General features: G+C 42.3%; 18 protein-coding genes and 1 pseudogene. 12 read left to right on the top strand and 7 right to left on the bottom strand.

From position 1 onward, the window contains the following. Positions 1-653: 653 nt before the first annotated feature. The 3 genes and pseudogenes from AC2JBO_RS28980 to AC2JBO_RS28970 all read right to left on the bottom strand — a co-directional run bounded on the left by AC2JBO_RS28980 (position 654) and on the right by AC2JBO_RS28970 (position 3,472). Positions 654-797: a hypothetical protein gene (locus AC2JBO_RS28980; RefSeq protein ID WP_496957089.1), complete on the bottom strand. Its 144-nt coding sequence runs from the start codon at positions 795-797 to the stop codon at positions 654-656. Positions 798-1,991: 1,194 nt separating this feature from the next. Then, positions 1,992-2,303 (bottom strand): annotated as a pseudogene (locus AC2JBO_RS28975) (cbb3-type cytochrome c oxidase subunit I); the annotation flags it as partial. A gap of 83 nt (positions 2,304-2,386) precedes the next feature. Then, positions 2,387-3,472, bottom strand: coding sequence for a cytochrome c oxidase subunit II (locus AC2JBO_RS28970; protein ID WP_496957088.1), 1,086 nt, complete (start codon positions 3,470-3,472; stop codon positions 2,387-2,389). Between the two features lie 501 nt (positions 3,473-3,973). On the opposite strand from AC2JBO_RS28970, the gene AC2JBO_RS28965 reads away from it, so the two are divergent. From AC2JBO_RS28965 to purF, 12 genes are all read left to right on the top strand, one after another. Beyond that, the gene (locus AC2JBO_RS28965; protein WP_496957087.1) at positions 3,974-4,939 is read left to right on the top strand and encodes a COX15/CtaA family protein; all 966 of its coding nucleotides are present in this window, start codon (positions 3,974-3,976) and stop codon (positions 4,937-4,939) included. A gap of 117 nt (positions 4,940-5,056) precedes the next feature. Then, entirely contained in the window at positions 5,057-6,001 is a 945-nt protein-coding gene (locus tag AC2JBO_RS28960) for a heme o synthase (RefSeq protein WP_496957086.1), read from the top strand. A gap of 115 nt (positions 6,002-6,116) precedes the next feature. Then, the gene (locus tag AC2JBO_RS28955; RefSeq protein ID WP_496957085.1) at positions 6,117-7,754 is read left to right on the top strand and encodes a DUF655 domain-containing protein; all 1,638 of its coding nucleotides are present in this window, start codon (positions 6,117-6,119) and stop codon (positions 7,752-7,754) included. Positions 7,755-8,528: 774 nt separating this feature from the next. Then, positions 8,529-9,200: a DUF1345 domain-containing protein gene (locus AC2JBO_RS28950; RefSeq protein ID WP_496957084.1), complete on the top strand. Its 672-nt coding sequence runs from the start codon at positions 8,529-8,531 to the stop codon at positions 9,198-9,200. A 16-nt stretch (positions 9,201-9,216) separates the two neighbouring features. Next, positions 9,217-9,597, top strand: coding sequence for a hypothetical protein (locus AC2JBO_RS28945; protein ID WP_496957083.1), 381 nt, complete (start codon positions 9,217-9,219; stop codon positions 9,595-9,597). A gap of 60 nt (positions 9,598-9,657) precedes the next feature. Further along, positions 9,658-10,221, top strand: coding sequence for a GNAT family N-acetyltransferase (locus AC2JBO_RS28940; protein WP_496957082.1), 564 nt, complete (start codon positions 9,658-9,660; stop codon positions 10,219-10,221). 51 nt (positions 10,222-10,272) lie between these two features. Beyond that, positions 10,273-11,466: an NAD(P)/FAD-dependent oxidoreductase gene (locus AC2JBO_RS28935; RefSeq protein ID WP_496957081.1), complete on the top strand. Its 1,194-nt coding sequence runs from the start codon at positions 10,273-10,275 to the stop codon at positions 11,464-11,466. Between the two features lie 115 nt (positions 11,467-11,581). Then, positions 11,582-11,908 (top strand): DUF4058 family protein, encoded by a 327-nt coding sequence (locus tag AC2JBO_RS28930; protein WP_496957090.1) that lies wholly within the window; start codon positions 11,582-11,584, stop codon positions 11,906-11,908. 144 nt (positions 11,909-12,052) lie between these two features. Continuing rightward, positions 12,053-12,760: an HAD-IA family hydrolase gene (locus tag AC2JBO_RS28925; protein ID WP_496957080.1), complete on the top strand. Its 708-nt coding sequence runs from the start codon at positions 12,053-12,055 to the stop codon at positions 12,758-12,760. Between the two features lie 185 nt (positions 12,761-12,945). Beyond that, positions 12,946-13,911, top strand: a complete 966-nt coding sequence (gene mdh / locus AC2JBO_RS28920; protein ID WP_496957079.1) for a malate dehydrogenase — start codon at positions 12,946-12,948, stop codon at positions 13,909-13,911. Between the two features lie 102 nt (positions 13,912-14,013). Further along, complete coding sequence (purL, locus tag AC2JBO_RS28915; RefSeq protein WP_496957078.1) at positions 14,014-16,356, top strand: phosphoribosylformylglycinamidine synthase subunit PurL; 2,343 nt, start codon at positions 14,014-14,016, stop codon at positions 16,354-16,356. Positions 16,357-16,590: 234 nt separating this feature from the next. Further along, entirely contained in the window at positions 16,591-18,084 is a 1,494-nt protein-coding gene (gene purF, locus AC2JBO_RS28910) for an amidophosphoribosyltransferase (protein WP_496957077.1), read from the top strand. A 337-nt stretch (positions 18,085-18,421) separates the two neighbouring features. On the opposite strand, the gene AC2JBO_RS28905 is transcribed toward purF, so the two are convergent. From AC2JBO_RS28905 to AC2JBO_RS28890, 4 genes are all read right to left on the bottom strand, one after another. Then, positions 18,422-18,802, bottom strand: coding sequence for an aspartyl protease (locus AC2JBO_RS28905; protein ID WP_496957076.1), 381 nt, complete (start codon positions 18,800-18,802; stop codon positions 18,422-18,424). Then, complete coding sequence (locus AC2JBO_RS28900; RefSeq protein ID WP_496957075.1) at positions 18,799-19,113, bottom strand: hypothetical protein; 315 nt, start codon at positions 19,111-19,113, stop codon at positions 18,799-18,801. Before AC2JBO_RS28900 ends, AC2JBO_RS28905 begins: the two co-directional genes overlap by 4 nt. A 190-nt stretch (positions 19,114-19,303) precedes the next feature. Continuing rightward, positions 19,304-19,612: an RNA-binding regulator gene (gene rbp / locus AC2JBO_RS28895; protein ID WP_496957074.1), complete on the bottom strand. Its 309-nt coding sequence runs from the start codon at positions 19,610-19,612 to the stop codon at positions 19,304-19,306. Positions 19,613-19,777: 165 nt separating this feature from the next. After that, on the bottom strand, positions 19,778-20,119 hold a 342-nt coding region (locus tag AC2JBO_RS28890; protein ID WP_496957073.1), incomplete at its 5' end, for a hypothetical protein.

Here is a 20,119-nt window from a genome sequence, read left to right as displayed (position 1 = left end):
AGTATCGGCTGAAGCGACGTACTCTGCGTCCGAGTACAAGCTGCTGCTGCTGGTGCTGCTCGCAGACGACATTGCTCGCATGGCTGTGTAAGGGAGGCTTCAAGGCATCTCTCTCTGCACCAGCTGGTGCAAGATATGCTTGATACATTTGGATACTGCTTGGCCAAACTTTGTTGCCAACAATCGTCAGTGACGATGTGCTGCAGTGCGACCAGGCAATGCTTCCCGCCCTTGCCGATGCAGCTGCCAGCTCTTGTCTCTGCTGCCAATCCTCTTTTCAAACGCAACTGAAGTTGTAATGGTTCACCTTTTGAAACATTTGAAAGGTGATGTTGCATGACGGAAACATCGCCGTTTTCGAGCCAATGACATGCTCATTGGACGACCGCCTGATCCATCAACCATCAACAACAGCAGGAATCGGCCAGTTGCCTTAGGCTCTAGTGCACTGGTGCGCTGCACTCTGGCAAGCTCGCATGAAACTGGCGTGAGCAGGTGTTGCATGAACTGGTAAGAAGTCTGCACAGATTTCCGTGACGCCTGGCCTGCTACTCAGTGACTGCAAGTTCTGCTGTACTGCAACCCTTGCCGATGACTGAGTGCATTGCCCATGACGACCAGTGACTAGAGGCACCTGTTTACTGATCAACAGCCTATTGCTGGTCCGCTGTTCCCTGCTGCTGCTGCTCCTGCTGCAGCAGCAGTTGCTGCAGCTGCCGCTCCCTCCCAGGCATAAAGGCCTGTTGCAGCCCCTCTAGGTGTGCCAGCTGCAGCTTCAGCTGCTGCAGGTCTGCCACTGCCTCCAACACAGCAGGGTCCTGCAAGCAGGCAACACAACACGGCACATCAGTAACAGCATGTGTTACCGGTTGCAGGCATGCGGTCACCTTTTCAGCGTCAGCATCAGATATACTTGCACCTCATGCATGCAAACCAGTGAAGCACAGGTGCAGGCGGGCAAAACGACAACAGCGCCTGTAAGGCAGGTAGCACCGCCGCAATATCACTATCGCAGCTGAGGCCCTCTTCTGGCGTCGCGCAAGTTCCAAGCAGAACCCAAGCAAGCACTACTGTCAGCTGCACAGAGCATATCCTCAGCTGTCACTCCAGCAGCAGGCGCTGCACCAAGATTTGGTGCAGCCTGACCACAGCACATGAAAGCATTTCATAGGCTGTGACGCAAGGCCCATGGTCCAATCACCGTTGCCGCCACTGCGGCTGCTGCGGCTGCTTTTCAGAGAAGCAGGCTCCTGCTCCCCCCATCTTGTTGCTCAGGCCCTGGCCCTGCTCCAGCTGCCACCCCACATCCCTTTCAGCAGCTGCTAGTTCTAGCAGAGCTTCCTACTGCAAACCTCTCTGCGCTCCCTCACCTTGTTACTCAGCCCCTGGCCCTGCTTCAGCTGCCGCACAGCATCTGCCTGCGCCCTCACTGCGTCTGCTGCCCGCTGCAGCTGCTGCTGGCTGGGCAGGGCTGCAGGGTCAACGCGGGGCCAGCCGGGCAGCCCCAGCCAGCCATCTGCATGGCGCCAGCCATCAAACAGCAGCACCATGCCTATGTACGCATCTGCAGCAGGCGGCAGCAAGGCATGTTGGCAACAAAGATATATGATTGTGTCAGAAAAGGCAGTCGCAAAGTTGTCACCATGGCATTAAAGGGTGATGTGTGTTGCAGCAATGCCAGCGACCTGCAGTTGCAGCAGCTTGTTGATGCTGCAAGATTATGATGGCCGCTACTCCTGTGCTGCACAGCAGGCTGATAGCTGTAGGCAGGCATGGTGCTCGTTGTTGTTATCAGCTGGTGACGCTGCTCACCATTAGGTGCGTGAACTTGGCAGCACAGCAACTGGTCAATTGTCAGGCTGCCACTGCCTGCGCCATGCACCGGCTGCCAATCAACTTGCTGCAGCACAGCAAAGCTGCTGCTGCTGCTGCTGCTGCTGTTGGGCTGAAGGGCTTGTGAGGAGCTTTGCTGCTCTTGATGGAGTGGTGGCTATTAAATAATTGGCAAATCCGGCGCCGACTGGCACAATCCACAAGAAAATCATGATTGTGGCGTGCAGTGTAAATAAGCTGTTATAAACTTCGGGCGTCACAAAATCGGTTTCGGGGGTTCGCAACTCGGTACGAACTATATCAGCCATTACCCCACCAATACAGTAGAAAATAAAGCTGGTAACAATGTACTGAATTCCAATAACCTTATGGTCGGTGCTAAAGGTGAAAAACTCCCACCATTTTCTAACACCAGGCTCTTCTATCTTTGCTGGAATGTTGGCAGTTTCTTGGACTTTTGCTTGTGTCATAAGAAGAAATTATGTAGTAAGCACTCTTCGTGCTTTTAACGCTGCTGATTATCAAGCACTTTAGCGCTTACTACGAATAAATACTAATGATGGATTTGATGTAATACAACGTCTGCTTCAATTCCCATTTCATGGGTATAAGGCGCCAAGAAATCCGAAACTGACTTATCAGCAGGATTCATAGCAACAGCTTGATTAAGAGTTTCTCGACTAGCAACTAATTGTTCCTGTATCCAATTATTGTATTCTTGCTCTTGTTGGACAAAAACAGTTGTATGCATGGCGCCGTGATAAGGTCCGCACAACTCAGCACAAATTAGAGGGTAATCGCCTTCTTTTTGTGGAGTAAAGCGAATCTCAGTTTGGCGACCAGGGATTATATCTTGCTTGAGGCGAAACTCTGGCACCCAAAAAGCATGAATAACGTCGTTCGCACTCATGTCTAACTTGACTTCGCGTCCAATGGGAACGTGCAGTTCACCTGAAGAAACACCTGAGTCAGGATACGTAAAAATAAATGCATATTGCAAACCCGTTACGTTGATTACTAAATCGGGTGCTTTTCCTTCCCGTTCTGGAGTGGCGCCTAACGTTGGAGAACTGATCCCCATACCTGGAGCATCATTTTTTTGCGGAATTTGATCACTATTGCGAATAGCAGCCGTTGCTGGGTCAAGATTCGCCTCATCTGACTTTTCCTGATTGCGGTTAGGTTGGTCAGTGGGTGGTGTATCATTTAACGTCGCTGCTATTGCCGCTCCCGGCATTTTCATAGCTTGCGGAGACATTGGAAGAGCATGTGCCGCATGGGGATCAAACCCACCCATGTCGTTATATACTTCAAAACTGTATATAGATATACCAATAACTAAAATTGCTGGGATTGCAGTCCAGAGAATTTCTAACGGTACGTTCCCATGTACTGGTGATGCGTCTGCATTGTCTCCTGCTTTACGACGATATCTAAAAGCGCTGTAAATTAAAATACCTTCGACTAAAACAAATATACCAACGGAAACGGTCATCATTGTGTTAAAAAGACCGTCGATGAGAAAGGCTTCACTACTAGCAGGCGTTGGTAACAAACCATGATTTTGACCGTACCAAAGGCTGACAAGGGTCAGCAGGATGCCAATAAGTAAAGTCCAGATTGAACTTGGGATTTTCACAGTGGATTTACGCTCTCCGACTTACTACTTTTGGAACTAACTGCTCACTCTTCTACTACGGTAATCCAGCGTATACGACATGGAGTAAAAGAAGGTGAAATTATTATTAATTTTTTAGGGTTGAATTCAATTGTCAAATATATGAAAAGTCTTTACTACATCCGATGATAGATGCACATTTGAGCAAAAAGACTCAGGAATTAGAATAATGGCTGCTTGTATGCTTCTTACAAGTTAAAAAATCTCTAAAGCTTTTGGCAAGTCTTGTAATCGTGTCTTTAGAGTGGTTAGTAGCGCGCGCTTGCGCTTGATCTCCAACCTGAAATCTATAAGCTAGGGTGGAGATGAGCAGGACACCCGAACGAGTAATTCGTAGATTACCCAGATTAATATCCTTGATTAATATTATTGAAAAATATATTAGTCAAAGTGTCCGTTAATTACTTTCGTTTCGAGGTTCGATTAGTATAGTTTATTTCTAGCGGGCAAAAGGTATCATTCATGAGCGAGTTTGTCCTTGAACAACAAAATCAAAATACAGCTGTAGAACCGAGTGAGCGGATTCGTCGCTTAGTGTGGAGGATGTCTATTGCCACATTAATTTTAATGGCTATAGGCAGTGCCACCCGCGTCATGAATGCTGGACTCGCTTGTCCTGACTGGCCTCTGTGCTACGGTACACTGGTTCCAGCAAAACAAATGAATCTTCAAGTCTTCTTGGAGTGGTTCCATAGGTTAGATGCTGCACTTATTGGCATTAGCGCCCTTGTACTTGTAGGTTTAAGCTGGTGGAAACGGCGCCTACTACCGAGTTGGCTGCCTTGGGGATCAACATTTGCTCTATTCCTAATTGTTTTCCAAGGTGTATTAGGCGGTCTAACAGTTACTCAATTGTTACGGTTTGACATTGTAACAGCACACCTGGGAACGGCATTATTATTTTTCATTACTCTGCTAACCATCGCTACAGCGTTGACACCATATCAGGGAACTGGAACCGCAGGCAAGCTGCCGATTATAGGTTTAACCGCTGCAATTTTAGTATATTTCCAAAGTTTATTGGGTGCAGTAGTTGGGTCACGTTGGGCACTCCACCAATGTTTTGCCGGATACCAACTCTGCGGTGTTATGTATAGTCACATCTTTGGCTTGATCCCCCCAACCGCAGCAATTCTGTTCTTAGTAATAATGGCATGGAGAACTCCAGCCTTGCATCCAGCTTTGCGAAAACTAGCTAACATGGCAGGTGGGTTGTTAATTCTGCAAATTCTTGTTGGAGTTGCCACATTTAGACTTCATCTGCAAGTTGAACCACTCACTGTATTACATCAAGCTGTTGGCGCCACCCTGTTAGGAACCTTAATAGTGTTTACAGTTTTAGGAATTCGTGACGCGCGTTCGACTACTGAACCAACCGAACTTGAGCCAACAGAACTTGCTCATAATGCAACAGTGCAGCCAATGTAACAAGTTCACCCAAAACAGAAACAAATTCATAAAAAGAGATAGGAATGGTTTGGTGGGTTCAACCAATTCTCACTACCCATTCCCCAGTTATTTGATAAATAAGGAACTAGTGCCAAAATGATTGAGACAAATGTCTCGAGACACCACCAAACTTTTTTGCAAGTGGTTCAAAGCTACTACTTGCTTACCAAACCCCGCATTATCCCATTACTATTAATTACAACTTCTGGCAGCATGTGGATTGCCGCCAGAGGACAAGTAGACCCATTACTGTTGTTAGTAACTCTAACTGGTGGTACTTTGGCGGCAGCTAGTGCCCAAACAATTAATTGTGTCTACGACCGGGATATTGATTACGACATGGAACGGACGCGCCACCGTCCTTTACCATCGGGTAAAGTTCAATCGCGCGATGCTTTAATTTTTGCTGCTGTACTTGCAGTTCTTTCGTTTACGCTTCTTTCTGTTTTTGCCAACGTGCTAGCAGCACTCCTGGCGATGTCGGGTATTATCTTCTACATACTGATTTATACACATCTTCTCAAACGCCATAGTACCCAAAATATTGTAATTGGCGGTGCCGCTGGTGCAATTCCGGCATTAGTTGGTTGGGCAGCAGTAACAGGAACCCTTAGCTGGGCAGCATGGTTAATTTTTGCTATCGTCTTTGTTTGGACACCTCCCCATTTCTGGGCACTGGCGTTAATGATTCGAGATGACTACGCAAAAGTTGGTATACCAATGCTACCAGTAGTCGTAGGCGCCAAAGCCACAGTAAATCAAATTTGGTGGTACACCCTAATAACAGTATTCGCAAGTCTTTTACTGATTTATCCCCTGCATCAAGCAGGTATAATCTACGGTGCAATTGCAGTTTTGCTAGGTAGTATATTTATACATAAATCTTGGAAATTGCTGCAAAATCCAGAAGACAAACCTACGGCAAAAGGATTGTTCCTTTACTCGATTTCCTACATGATGGTACTTTGTTTAGGTATGGTGGTTGACAGTCTCCCCATCACTCATCATGTTGTTGATTTTGCAATCAGTCAATTTCTTTAGATTCCCTTAGATTCCCGACGCGCGTAAAAGTTGTCGGGAATCTGTAGTAGTTTCATGTTACTTTATACAAAATTTTGGGAAACATAACATTGTTCACCAAGATTTTGAAGTAACTGTGTTTAAGTTTATAAAAAAGTACTTTACTTATTCTGTAATACTCATTCTCACTGGCTGTCAGAATGGTTGTCAGCAACAAAAAGTTGAGCAGAAAAAATTATTACCTTTACCGCAAGACCCGTTGATACAAGTTTATTTTAATAGTGCTGAAACTTCAGAGTATAAAGATACCTATAGAGATAAAAAACGACAAGGAGATGATTTAGAGCAACAAATAGTTGATACAATAATGGGCGCCAAATCCCAAGTCGATATTGCTGTTCAAGAGTTACGTTTACCTAAAATTGCCCAAGCGATAGCCAAAAAGCATAAAGCTGGGGTTAAGGTAAGACTAATTATAGAAAATACCTACAATCGCCCTTTAAGTAGTTTATCACCACAAGAAGTAAAAAAGCTCAATCCCAGAGAACGTCAAAAGTATAAAGAATATAGTAGTTTTGTTGATATTAATCAAGATAGCAAGTTAGATACAACTGAAATTGAACAACGTGATGCGTTAGTAATTCTTGAATTAGCAAAAGTGATAAAACTTGATGATACATCTGATGGTAGTCGGGGTAGTGACTTGATGCATCATAAATTTGTCGTCGTCGATAACCGCTTTGTAGTTACCACATCAGCCAACTTTACTCTTTCAGATATTCATGGAGACTATACAAAACCTGATACTTTGGGCAATGCCAACAACTTGTTAAAAATTGACAGTCCCGAAATTGCAGCATTATTTACAGAAGAGTTTAATTTGATGTGGGGAAGCGGGGGTAATAGTAATAAAAAATTTGATAGAAAATTTGGACTAAAAAAACCAATACGGGCGCCAAAAACCGTAACATTAGGGGATAGTACAGTCACACTGCACTTTTCACCAACTTCCCCAACTCAACCCTGGATAAATAGCAGTAACGGTTTAATCAATACAACTTTATCAACAGCTACAAAATCTGTAGATATGGCGCTGTTTGTTTTTTCCGACCAACGACTTGCTAATATCCTAGAATGGCGCCATCAGCAAAACGTTACTATTCGCGCGGTAATTGAAAAAAGCTTTGCCTATCGTTCTTACAGCGAAGCGTTAGATATGATGGGTTTGGCACTGAGTGACAAATGTAAATACGAAGTTGATAATAAACCTTGGCGCCAGCCTATCACAACTGTTGCCATACCTAAGTTACCTCATGGAGACTTACTGCACCATAAATTTGGTGTTATCGATAATCAAACAGTAATTACAGGTTCCCATAACTGGTCAGAAGCAGCTAACAACGGTAACGACGAAACACTTTTAGTAATTCAAAACCCTGTTATCGCTGCTCATTACACGCGCGAATTTGAAAGACTGTATAGAAAATCACAGCCAGGATTACCACAACGAATTCAGCAAAAAATTAAACAAGAGCAAAAACAGTGTCCAAAAATAAGTTCACCCTCAACAACTGAAAATAAATTTGTACAAGTCAACTTGAATACAGCAACTCTTGCCGAACTTGAAGCACTACCAGGTATAGGTAAAAAAACAGCACAGCAAATTATTAACGCGCGACAACAAAAACCTTTCACGTCATTGAAAGACTTGGAACAAATAAAAGGATTAAGTAGCAGTAAGTTGCAAAAATTACAAGGTTATGTAAGTTTGTAATCTTTTGTAGGTGCAGGAGCAGGAACGTTAACGAAGTTATCCGCAGGAAAACCCAACATTTATAAGGTTTTGTTGGGTTTCCTTGCTTGTAGTAGTCAGCCTACAATTATTGCTAACCGAGCAGTATTAGGGAGGACTTGGCTCTTCAATTCCTAGAGGATAAGTTACATAAAAATATATCCTCTAGGAAAATCTGGTTTGACTGTAAATTCCTAGAGGATAAATAAGAGTACTCAAATAATTAAATAAAGTTAATATTAATACTTACTTTAACCATCAATAAGTATTTACCGCAAAATAAGCGCTATTTTATAGAACGAATGTGTGTAATAAACGTGATTTTTATACAGGTTCATACTGTGTTATTAATGTAAAAGTACCTTGTGCCAGACACAAAATTCCTAGAGGATAAAGCAGATACAAATATATCCTCTAGGAAAATTTGCCAACTCAAAAAATTTCTCTCCCAACTCTTCACAGTAGAGACGCTCCTGAACCGGAGCGTCTCTACTGTGTCTCTTTAGTAATTATTTTTACCACTATGAACATTAGGATAAACTACCAACAGTCTGCTATCAAGGAACTGGGCCAACATAAACCTACTTGTATTTGTATATTTTCTTTCTTTCTTTGTCTTTGTAACCGATAACTTATCCGTTACAGGAGTGATACCGTTGCGAACCAACAATCATATCTAAATAAATGCTAAGTACATGCTCACTGTTGCAGCAATAACTATACACTAACAAAAAGCATAACTATCAATTTACCAGAGTGTACATTGCACCTAAACTCTTCAAAAACCTGGATATCCGACCGAGACTACTGATTTGTGTTGTCGGCGCCGTCTTAATAGCTACACTACTATTACCATCATGGTTACAATTATCAACACGTATTCTATGTGGTTGGAACGCTGGAATTGACGTTTTTTTAATCTGGACTCTATGGAATATGTTCAGAGCAACTCCAGAGAAAATGCGTCGCTACGCTTTAACTGAATATCAAGGTCGTTTGGCACTGTTATTACTAGTTACTGCTGCTGCGAGTGCAAGTATTTTTGCGATTGGATTTTTGCTTTCTGATACCAAAGGACTTGCAATGACACTGGTCGTATTTCACGTTGTACTTTCAGCTATGACAATTATTGGTTCTTGGCTACTTGTACATACAGTGTTTGCTTCCGAATACGCATATAGATATTACCACAATACGAATATTCAAAGTAAACAATCACCATCTTTAGATTTTCCGAGTGAAGATGACCCTGACTACTGGGACTTTTTATACTTCTCCTTTGTTATTGGCATGACCAGTCAAGTTTCCGACGTTCAAACAACTTCGCGCTTAATGCGGCGCCTAGCGTTATTACATGGGATAATATCTTTCTTCTTCAATACATCAATTTTGGCTATGAGTATTAATATTATTGCAGCTCTAGTTTGAACACAAAATATTTTAAATGGCGCCATCTATAAACAACAATCAAGATAATACTACTGTTCTGTATCGTCCAGTTGGGCAAAAAGAATTAGATTTGATTAAAGAAAGTGGTTATACAAGCTTTCCTCCAAGACTTCCGTATCAACCTATTTTTTATCCTGTACTTAATGAAGAATACGCTGTTCAAATAGCTAGAGATTGGAATACTAGAGATAGCGCATCTGGTTATGTAGGATATGTGACGCGCTTTCAAGTTAAAAATTATTTTTTACAAAGGTATGCAGTACAAACTGTAGGTGGTTCGCAACACCAAGAGTATTGGATACCCGCCGAAGATTTAGCTACTTTTAATACTTATATTGTCGGTAAAATTGAGGTAATTGCCGAGTTTAGGAACTAAGAGCAGAGGAACAAAATCTTTTTTTGTTAAAATACTTTTTTAGCGTGATGTGATTGTTATATGCTGCTAAAAACTGACGAAATTTCGATTCGTCTCATGCAAGATAATATGCATGACTATGAGTTAATGGCAAAGTGGTTAACTGACGAAAAAGTTTTGGAATTTTATGAAGGTCGAGATAATCCTTTTCCCTTAGAACGAGTTATTGAAACTTATCAGTCAATTGTCGGTGGTGAAGGCGCCGAGGTAGCTTGCTTTTTCAGTTATCATAATCAACCTATCGGCTACTTACAATATTATGCTTTGGATGAATTGACACATGAGGAAAAACACACATATAACTTGGAAGATACAAGTGGTGTTTACGCGATGGATTTATTTATTGGCGAAAATCAGTATCTAAATCAGGGCATTGGCAGCAAAGTCGTATCAGCAGTTGTGAAGTATATGTTTGATACACTTGGCGCCCAAAAAGTTGTCATTGACCCAGAAACTTGGAACACGCGCGCTATCCACTGCTACTCTAAATGTGGGTTTGTGAAAGTAAAACTGCTACCCAAACATGAATTGCACGAAGGTGAGTACCGAGATTGCTGGTTGATGGCTATCGACAAGAATAAATAAGTACACTAGATAGTAGTCCATTGCGCGCGCCCCTAGCACCACATTTTACAAATGTCTCAATCAGAAGCACGGATTTGTATACTAGGTGGAGGTTTTGGCGGTCTTTATACTGCTTTACGCCTTAGCCAGTTACCTTGGGATAATAGTCAAAAGCCAGAAATTATCCTTGTTGACCAAAGCGACCGTTTTCTTTTCTCCCCGTTACTGTACGAACTTTTGACTGGAGAATTACAAACTTGGGAAATAGCTCCTCCTTTTGCCGAACTGCTGCAAAACACAGGTGTACGTTTTTGCCAAGCTGCTGTAGCAGGTATTGATGTTGACTCAAAAACTGTTCATTTACATGATGGTCCCGAAATTAAATCTGACCGTTTAGTTTTGGCATTAGGTGGTGAAACTCCGCTTGATATGGTGCAGGGAGCAACATCTTACGCATACCTATTCCGTACAGTTAATGATGCATACCGTCTTGAAGAACGTTTACGAATTTTAGAAGAGTCTGATAAAGACAAAATTCGTATCGCTATTATCGGCGCCGGTTATAGCGGTGTGGAATTAGCGTGTAAATTATCTGATAGACTTGGTGACCGGGGAAGATTTCGATTAGTTGAACTCTGTTACCAAATTTTAAGCACCTCTCCCGAATTTAACCGTGAAGCAGCGCAAAAAGCTTTGGAAAAACATGGAGTATTTCTTGACCTCGATACCAAAGTTGAATCGATAAACCAAGATACCATCACCCTTGAATATAAAAATCAACTTGATACTATCCCCGTTGACCTAGTAATTTGGACAGTCGGTACACGAGTTGCTCCCGTAGTTCGTGGTCTTCCTTTAAAGCAAAACCAACGCGGTCAAATAGTCGTTCAACCAACTTTACAGGCGCCAGACCATCCTGATATTTTTGCTTTGGGTGATTTAGCAGAGTGTCGCGACGCTTTATGTCAACTAGTACCAGGAACCGCTCAATCAGCTCTCCAACAAGCTGATTATACAGCATGGAATATTTGGGCAAGTTTAACCAAGCGTCCATTACTGCCTTTCCGTTATCAACCATTGGGCGAAATGATGACATTAGGTGTTAACGACGCAACCTTAACAGGACTAGGTATTAAACTTTCAGGCCCGCTTGCTACTATTGCCCGTCGCGCAGCTTATTTATATCGAATGCCTACATTAGACCACCAGTTGAAAGTTGGTTTCAACTGGCTCGCGCGTCCAATTATTGAAGCTCTTTCAAATTAATTCCCCTTCGCGTTCTTTGCGTTCTTCGCGGTTCGTTAAAAAAAAACCGCAAAGCACGCAAAGGTCGCAAAGAAAAGAGTTATAATGTTCTACTTTTTGGTCTTACTTAGTTGAAATTGATTTATTACGTAACGGTAAACAAATGCCGATTATTCAAAATGATATTAATTCGTACTATCGTATACTAGTCAGTCGCAGTGATTTCCGCCCTAAAGCTGATTTATACGCATTTAATCTCCAAAATCCAATACCAACTTTCCCATTGCCTCTACGTGAAAGAGATCAAGAACCTATATTTGATTTACAAACTATATTACACGATCTATATGACCGCGCGAGCTATGACTTAGTTATAGATTATACCCTTAAACCTGTTCCTGCACTACCGAATCCTGATAAAGATTGGCTCGACACGTTTTTGCGAGAAAATGGATTGAGATAAGAGGTTACTTTTAACACTTCCTTCATAATAGTTCGGTTTTATTTTAGATTCACGTGTAAATACTTATTGATTACTTTATTTCTTGGGAAAGCCAGAATATAATAATCAGTATTTACTCTGACCATAAGAAAAAACTTTTATATTATGCCGAAACCGAGAGTTTTGTTTCTCGATGCTGTTAATACTTTATTCTCTGTCAAAGGCAGCGTTGGTGAAGTATACAGCCAAATAGCTGCTGAGTTTGGGGTTCAAATATCACCGTCTGCTTTAAATCAAGCTTTCTATACTAGCTTCAAAGCTGCCCCGTCTCCAGCATTCCCAGATGCTGATGTGCATGATGTGCCTGAGCGTGAGTTTGAATGGTGGTATGCTCTCGTGCGTCAAACATTCGACTTAACTGGTGCCTTACACAAATTTACTGACTTCGATACATTTTTCAGCGAACTGTATATCCACTTTGGTACAGCTGAACCTTGGTTTGTTTACCCAGATGTTATCCCAGCTTTAACTAGCTGGCGCCAAACAGGAATAGAGTTAGGTATTATATCTAACTTTGATTCCCGAATTTTTTCGGTTTTGCAAGATTTAGGGTTAAAAGATTATTTTGACTCTATTACTATTTCCACCCAAGTCGGCGCCGCAAAACCTGAGCCGAAAATATTCGGTATAGCATTGGCAAAGCACAACTGCCCTGCCTCCGAAGCTTGGCATGTCGGTGATAGTAAAAATGATGATTACCAAGGCGCCAAAGCTGTAGGAATGCGTGGTGTACTAATAACACGAGTGAATAAAGAACAAAAAGGTAGGGTGCGTGAAGGCTACCAACAACCTCTAAACGAAGCTAAGGTCTAGTAGCCTTCACGCACCTTAATTGTTACAAACTTTGATTAGGTGCGTGACGCTATTAGACTTGCTCTTCGTTTCAAAATTTTGGTGGCATCACACACCCTACAACCTTAACAAGAACACCCGTATAGGTGTAGGATAAGGGAACTTAGAGTAACTTATACGCACTTCAAGAATCGGAATTTTGAATTATGCTTTCTGACTCTTCTTTCCCGATTCTATGCCACTCACCGCGCGTTAGCATCATTGGTGCTGGTCGGGTAGGTAGTACACTTGCCCAAAGAATCGCTCAGAAAAATCTAGCGGATGTGGTGTTGCTTGACATTATTCCGAAGAGACCTCAAGCAGTAGCGCTGGACTTAATGGAAGCGCGCGCGATGGAAAATCATACCCGCAGAATTATTGGAACTAATGATTATGCTGATATATCTGGCTCAGAAATAGTCGTTATTGCCGCAGGGAAACCACGCAAACCTGGTATGAGTCGCGATGATTTACTGCTTACAAATGCCAAAATAGTAATTGAAGCTGTCACAAACGCAATTGCTCACTCTCCACAAGCTATTTTTATCGTCGTCACAAATCCTTTAGACGTAATGACATATCTAGTTTGGCAGGCAATTGGTTTATCAAGAGATAGAATTATGGGAATGGCAGGTGTGTTAGACTCTGCCCGTTTTGAAACTTATATAGCGATGGAATTAGGTATATCACCTCAAGATGTCAACGCAATAGTTTTGGGAAGTCACGGTGATTATATGGTTCCTTTGCCGCGCTACTCTACAGTTAATGGTATTCCAATTACTGAATTAATGGACGCACAAACTATTGAGCGTTTAGTTAACCGCACTCGTAACGGTGGTACAGAAATAGTTGATTCGTTCCAAACAGGTGGCGCCTTCTTTGCACCAGCCTCTGCAACGTGTGTAATGATAGAAACAATACTGCGTAACCACTCGCGAATGTTGCCAGTATCAGCACTTCTTCAAGGGGAATATGGGCTGAACGACTTATTTGTTGGTGTACCTTGTCGTTTAGGTTGCGGGGGAATTGAGAAAGTTATCGAGTTAAATTTAACAGAAGCTGAGTTAGAAAGTTTGCGTATTTCTGCTAATTCTGTACTTCAAAACATCAACAAATTAAAACAAGTTTTATAAAAACTTCTATAAAAAGTCTTATGCCATCTATTAAAATAAAATATCTCACTTTTCCCATTGTTTTGGTAGAATATTTCTCTGTTCTTATGGTGCATTACTAACATGACCGTCTCCTCGCAACCTCCGTTTTCTCCCCAAGAAATCGCGTCTGAAGGCATTAAACCCGAAGAATACGAAGAAATAGTCAATCGACTAGGGCGCCATCCCAATAAAGCTGAGTTGGGAATGTTTGGTGTAATGTGGTCAGAACACTGTTGCTACAAAAATTCTCGACCTTTATTAAAGCAGTTCCCAACGACAGGTAAACGCATCCTTGTTGGTCCAGGTGAGAATGCTGGTGTTGTAGACATCGGTGATGGATTACAATTAGCGTTTAAAATCGAATCCCATAACCACCCTTCTGCTGTTGAACCATTCCAAGGTGCCGCTACAGGTGTCGGTGGTATACTGAGAGATATTTTTACAATGGGTGCGCGTCCCATAGCAGTTCTAAATTCGCTGCGATTCGGTTCATTGGAAGATTCTAGAACTCAAAGATTATTTCAAGGTGTAGTTGCTGGTATAAGTCATTACGGCAATTGCGTCGGGGTACCCACTGTTGGCGGTGAAGTTTATTTTGACCCAGCTTATTCTGGCAACCCTTTAGTTAACGTAATGGCACTAGGGTTAATGGAGACACCAGAAATTGTCAAATCCGGCGCCTCTGGAATTGGCAACCCTGTATTATATGTTGGTTCGACAACTGGACGCGATGGGATGGGAGGCGCCAGTTTTGCGAGTGCCGAACTTAGCTCCTCATCAATGGACGACCGTCCGGCTGTACAGGTAGGCGACCCATTTTTAGAAAAATCTTTAATAGAAGCTTGTTTAGAAGCATTCAAAACAGGCGCCGTAGTAGCTGCTCAAGATATGGGAGCGGCAGGTATTACTTGTTCAACTGCGGAAATGGCGGCAAAAGGTGGAGTCGGAATTGAGTTTGATTTAGATAAAATACCAGTGCGGGAAACAGGGATGGTGCCATATGAATACCTGCTTTCCGAGTCACAAGAACGGATGCTTTTTGTCGCACACAAAGGACGTTCGCAAGAGTTAATCGATATTTTCCATCGTTGGGGACTTCATGCAGTTGTTGCAGGTCACGTCATAGAAGAACCTATCGTCAGAATATTCTTCAAGGGAGAAATTGCCGCCGAAATTCCGGCTACGGCGTTGTCAGAAAATACACCATTATATGAGCGTGAGTTACTCAAAGAACCGCCTGAATACGCGCGTAAGGCTTGGGAATGGACAACCGAAAAATTACCTAGTTGTACACCTGAAGGAATTGAAGTACAAGGTAAAAAGTTAAGTTGGAACGATATTTTATTAACTTTACTCGATACCCCAACAATCGCATCAAAACGTTGGGTTTACCGTCAGTATGACCATCAAGTTCAGAATAATACAGTTATGCTTCCAGGTGGCGCCGATGCTGCAATTCTAAGATTACGTCCCCTCGAAGGAGCAGTTAGTTCTACTTCGAGAAAAGGAGTTGCTGCAACTGTTGACTGCAACCCACGTTACGTTTATCTTGACCCATTAGAAGGCGCCGCATCTGTTGTTGCAGAAGCAGCACGAAATCTTAGCTGTGTAGGCGCCGAACCAATAGCAGTTACAGACAACTTAAATTTTGGGAGTCCAGAAAAACCAATAGGTTACTGGCAGTTATCTCTAGCGTGTCGTGGTTTAGCAGAAGGTTGTCGCGAATTAGATACTCCTGTTACAGGTGGCAACGTTTCCTTGTATAACGAAACTTTAGATTCTCAGGGAAACCCTCAAGCCATTTATCCAACCCCTGTGGTTGGAATGGTTGGTGCAATTGAAGATTTAAATAAGATTTGCGGACAAGCTTGGTTAACTGAAGGTGATGTAATTTACTTATTAGGTATCCCAGTAGAATCGAAAACCGAACTGGGAGCATCCGAATATTTAGCAACAATTCATAATACAATTGCCGGCAAACCGCCACGTATCGATTTTGATTTAGAGCGTCGAGTTCAAAAAGTTTGCCGTGAAGGAATTAGTCAAAACTTTATACGTTCTGCACATGACTCTAGCGAAGGTGGTTTAACCGTAGCGCTAGCAGAGTCTTGTATAGCAAGTAAACTAGGCGCCACGATTAAACTACCAGTTAGTACATCTAATTTACGTTATGACGAATTGCTGTTTGGTGAAAGTGGCGCCAGAATAGTGGTTTCAGTATCACCGGAACAACAAATAGCATGGGAATCATACTTGAATCAACACCTCGCTAATAATTGGCAAAAATTAGGTAAGGTCGGTAATTGCGAAACAGGTTTACAGGTTACAACATCTGATAACCAAACTTTAATCAGAGTTACGATTGAAGAAATGAGCTTAAACTTTCTTAACGCCATCGAACGGCGCCTCAAAATACAGTCGTAGGGTGCGTGACGCTATTACAAGTCCAAAACGAAGTTAATAGTCCAATAGCGTCAGGCACCTTACAAAAAGCTAAGTTTTAAGGTACTGTTTTAATGGATGGTTAAGAAATATTTAATTTTTCCAGTACAACCATCTGGCAACATACTTTTCCTTCGTTTTTCAATTTCAAAATTTCAGCAATCATTTATCCTTTGTGGCTTGACCGACATCTTATCATCAGGAGCATATAAGCGCATGATTCCCTATCAGCCCGTCACCTCGGATTGCGTTCAATCTACCGAACAGGATAGCAATAATCAGGAACGACCCGACAAGCCAGAAGAAGCTTGTGGTGTTTTTGGCATTTTCGCACCCGATGAAGACGTAGCCAAGCTAACTTATTTCGGATTGTACGCACTACAACACAGAGGTCAAGAATCAGCAGGTATTGCGACGTTTGAAGGTGAAACTGTTCACCTACATAAAGATATGGGTCTAGTTTCCCAAGTCTTCAATGAATCGGTTCTAAACGAATTGCCTGGTACAATTGGTGTCGGTCATACGCGCTATTCTACTACTGGTTCTAGCCGTAGAGTTAATGCCCAACCTGCCGTCGTCGATACACGGTTAGGTAAATTAGCATTAGCACATAATGGCAATTTAGTCAATACAGTGACATTGCGTGATGAGCTAGTAAAAGACAATATTAACTTGGTGACAACGACTGACTCTGAAATGATAGCATATGCAATCGCGCAGGAAGTTGGCGCTGGGTTAGATTGGTTGGATGGTGCCATCAAAGCATTTGATCGTTGTCAAGGTGCATTTAGTTTAGTAATTGGTACACCAGTAGGAATAATGGGAGTGCGTGACCCAAATGGTATTCGTCCGCTCGTAATTGGTACAATCGGTGAAAATCCTATTCGCTATGTTTTAGCTTCTGAAACTTGCGGTTTAGATATTATCGGCGCCGAATACTTGCGTGATGTTGAGCCTGGAGAGGTAGTATGGATTACCGAAGCTGGACTAGCGTCATATCATTGGAGTAAACAGCCACAAAGAAAACTGTGCGTGTTTGAAATGATTTACTTTGCTCGTCCCGATAGTTTGATGCACGGTGAAACATTATACAGCTACCGGATGAGATTAGGGCGCCGACTTGCACAAGAATCTCCAGTAGATGCGGACATTGTCTTTGGTGTACCAGATTCAGGAATACCTGCTGCGATAGGTTACTCTCAAGAGTCAGGAGTCAGATATGCTGAAGGATTGATCAAAAACCGTTACGTTGGACGTACATTTATCCAACCAACGCAAGCAATGCGCGAGTCGGGAATTAGGATGAAACTAAACCCACTCAAAGATGTATTGATTGGCAAAAAGGTGATAATTATTGACGACTCGATTGTGCGCGGTACAACTAGCCGTAAACTTGTAAAAGCCTTGCGTGATGCTGGCGCCATCGAAGTTCACATGTTAATTTCCTCACCCCCAGTTACACATCCCTGTTTTTACGGTATTGATACAGATACCCAAGACCAACTAATTGCCGCGCGTTTATCAGTCGAAGAAATTGCCAAACAGCTAGGAGTAGACAGTCTTGCCTACCTTAGTTGGAAAGGAATGCTAGAAGAAACCCAAGAAGACACAAACAGCTTTTGTTCAGCATGTTTCACAGGTAACTATCCTGTAGCTATACCAGAACAAGTAAAGCGCACCAAACTAGTACTAGAAAAAGTCACAGTGTAATGTAGCAACTTCTCTTGTAGAATAGCTTCTCTTGTGGAATGGGCATCCTTGCCATTGGTGTCAAGTTAAGGTTGGCGCCCATACGTCAACGATAGGTTTTGTGATGAACGAGGTATAAACATGAACTTTTTGCAAAATTTTATACTTAAGCTGCAAGCGATGCAGATAAAAAAAGTACTAATAGCCGCTCTTCAAGTTCATTTTTTGTTCCTTTCAAACGCAAATTTTAAGCATAAATCCTTATTGACGTAGTAGGTTTTAGCTTAACTTGACGCTAATGGCATCCTTGCCCGTTCCATATCAAATTTTTTATTATTTTAATAAACACCAAGTAACATTATGGCTGTACCATCTCAAGCGTCAAAATACCGCTTGGTTTATCAGCAACCAACCGCATAATATCCAGCCAAAATGAACCCATAAGTGTTTCTGAAAGATTCTCACCAACATGTACATTCAGAGTAACTTCTACCTCATCAATGATAATTTTACCCAAATAGATATCAAATTGTGCTTCGCCTCTTGCTGTGACTAATTCAACTTGTGAGGTTATTAACGACCAACCCAAAGCGTCCAAATCTTGACTATCAATTGCTAACCAACCATCAGTAAATCCGGTATCGAATAGAGCTTTAACAAAAAAACTTTCATTATTTGCAGCAACAAGCTGAATACCAAAAAACAACTCTTTATTGTCCCCAAACTCTCCGGATATCATATTCTTCCACAATACCCAGTTTCATTCAGCTTAAATATAGTTAGCTTCGGCTCGTTACTATAACCATACGCCTCTACTATTTTCTTTGCTATTCCATCAAAAGTTAGATCAATAATGTATTGTTCTGTATCAGGGTCAATAGCAATATACCAGTTGTAGTGAGTCTCTATCTCATTAGGACGTACTCGCTCAAACACAACACGACACCGTGCAGCAAGTTCGGAGCGTAGTTGCTGGCGCCGAGTTTTTTCTTCTTGTGATATTACCTTGCGAGGCAAAGTAGTGTGTTGTATCCGAGATAGCTGTGTCATAACAATAAAAGTAGCGAATTAAATCTAAAATAACAAAAACATCTCAATAATGCATAGCACAACTGAGATGGTTCTGGAGCGACAGCAAATTTAATTTTCAAAAAGGTTCAAGAATATTTACGTGAACCAGTACTCAAATTAAACTCCTATCTGCGATCAATTTGCTTAAAATAGACGTGAATCAGCAATTCTAATATCTGTTGTTACGATAGTTGCCTCTGCGCTCTCCACCACCACCAAATGAACCTCTGTTGTCTTCTCTTGGTTTAGCTTTATTAACTCTGAGGTCGCGTCCCATCCATTCTGCACCATCGAGCGCATCGATAGCTGCTGCTTCTTCAGCTTCTGAACTCATTTCAACAAAACCGAAGCCACGAAGGCGCCCAGTTTCGCGGTCAGTAGGTAGCTGAATCCGCTTGACAGTACCATAATCTTTGAAGACAGCATTTAAGCTTTCTTCTGTAACCTCATAGGAGAGGTTTCCTACATAAATTGACATTTGCTTTCTCCGAAATTGCAAGTAAAAAGAGATCTCGATTTCGGAGAGAAGTCCGTGAATAGTGAAAACAAACGTGGTATCCGAATTAAGTCTCGTCTCAGATTGTAGCACAATTTTCCAAGATTCAAGGGCTGATCTTGAAACCTGTTACCAAAGAACATATATTCAGCTTTGCAGCAAAAATTCGATACTTGACCAGTATCGAGCTGCAATCAGACCGCTTGCACAACGGATGACATCATAAGCCCAGATGCTGCATGTGCAAGCAAATGTGCTCAACAACAAAGCTGTTGCTGCTGCTGCTGCTCCTGTTGTATGACTGCAATTGCCTGTTGACAGCCCTCTGCCCAGCTGATACTGCACGGCTCCAGATCCTGCCCTAATCATCGCCCACATGCCTAGGAGTTGGACATTGCTGCTGCTGCTGCCTTGCTCAGCTGCTCCTGCTGCTGGCTTTGACCCCTGCTGTTGCTGCTGCTGCTGCTGCTGCTGCTGCTGCGTTTTCAT

The organism is Calothrix sp. CBUCES-K 9914, from assembly GCF_059640475.1.
Note: the sequence above shows the minus strand (reverse complement) of the source record. Positions and strands in the feature narration are given on the sequence as shown.

Excerpts from the sequence above, each read along its gene's own strand:
- mdh (WP_496957079.1), top strand. The coding sequence starts at position 12,946 with ATGCTTTCTGACTCTTCTTTCCCGATTCTATGCCACTCACCGCGCGTT.
- AC2JBO_RS28960 (WP_496957086.1), top strand. The coding sequence starts at position 5,057 with ATGATTGAGACAAATGTCTCGAGACACCACCAAACTTTTTTGCAAGTG.
- AC2JBO_RS28935 (WP_496957081.1), top strand. The coding sequence starts at position 10,273 with ATGTCTCAATCAGAAGCACGGATTTGTATACTAGGTGGAGGTTTTGGC.
- AC2JBO_RS28940 (WP_496957082.1), top strand. The coding sequence starts at position 9,658 with ATGCTGCTAAAAACTGACGAAATTTCGATTCGTCTCATGCAAGATAAT.
- AC2JBO_RS28965 (WP_496957087.1), top strand. The coding sequence starts at position 3,974 with ATGAGCGAGTTTGTCCTTGAACAACAAAATCAAAATACAGCTGTAGAA.
- rbp (WP_496957074.1), bottom strand. The coding sequence starts at position 19,612 with ATGTCAATTTATGTAGGAAACCTCTCCTATGAGGTTACAGAAGAAAGC.
- AC2JBO_RS28900 (WP_496957075.1), bottom strand. The coding sequence starts at position 19,113 with ATGACACAGCTATCTCGGATACAACACACTACTTTGCCTCGCAAGGTA.
- AC2JBO_RS28925 (WP_496957080.1), top strand. The coding sequence starts at position 12,053 with ATGCCGAAACCGAGAGTTTTGTTTCTCGATGCTGTTAATACTTTATTC.
- purF (WP_496957077.1), top strand. The coding sequence starts at position 16,591 with ATGATTCCCTATCAGCCCGTCACCTCGGATTGCGTTCAATCTACCGAA.
- AC2JBO_RS28945 (WP_496957083.1), top strand. The coding sequence starts at position 9,217 with ATGGCGCCATCTATAAACAACAATCAAGATAATACTACTGTTCTGTAT.
- purL (WP_496957078.1), top strand. The coding sequence starts at position 14,014 with ATGACCGTCTCCTCGCAACCTCCGTTTTCTCCCCAAGAAATCGCGTCT.
- AC2JBO_RS28905 (WP_496957076.1), bottom strand. The coding sequence starts at position 18,802 with ATGATATCCGGAGAGTTTGGGGACAATAAAGAGTTGTTTTTTGGTATT.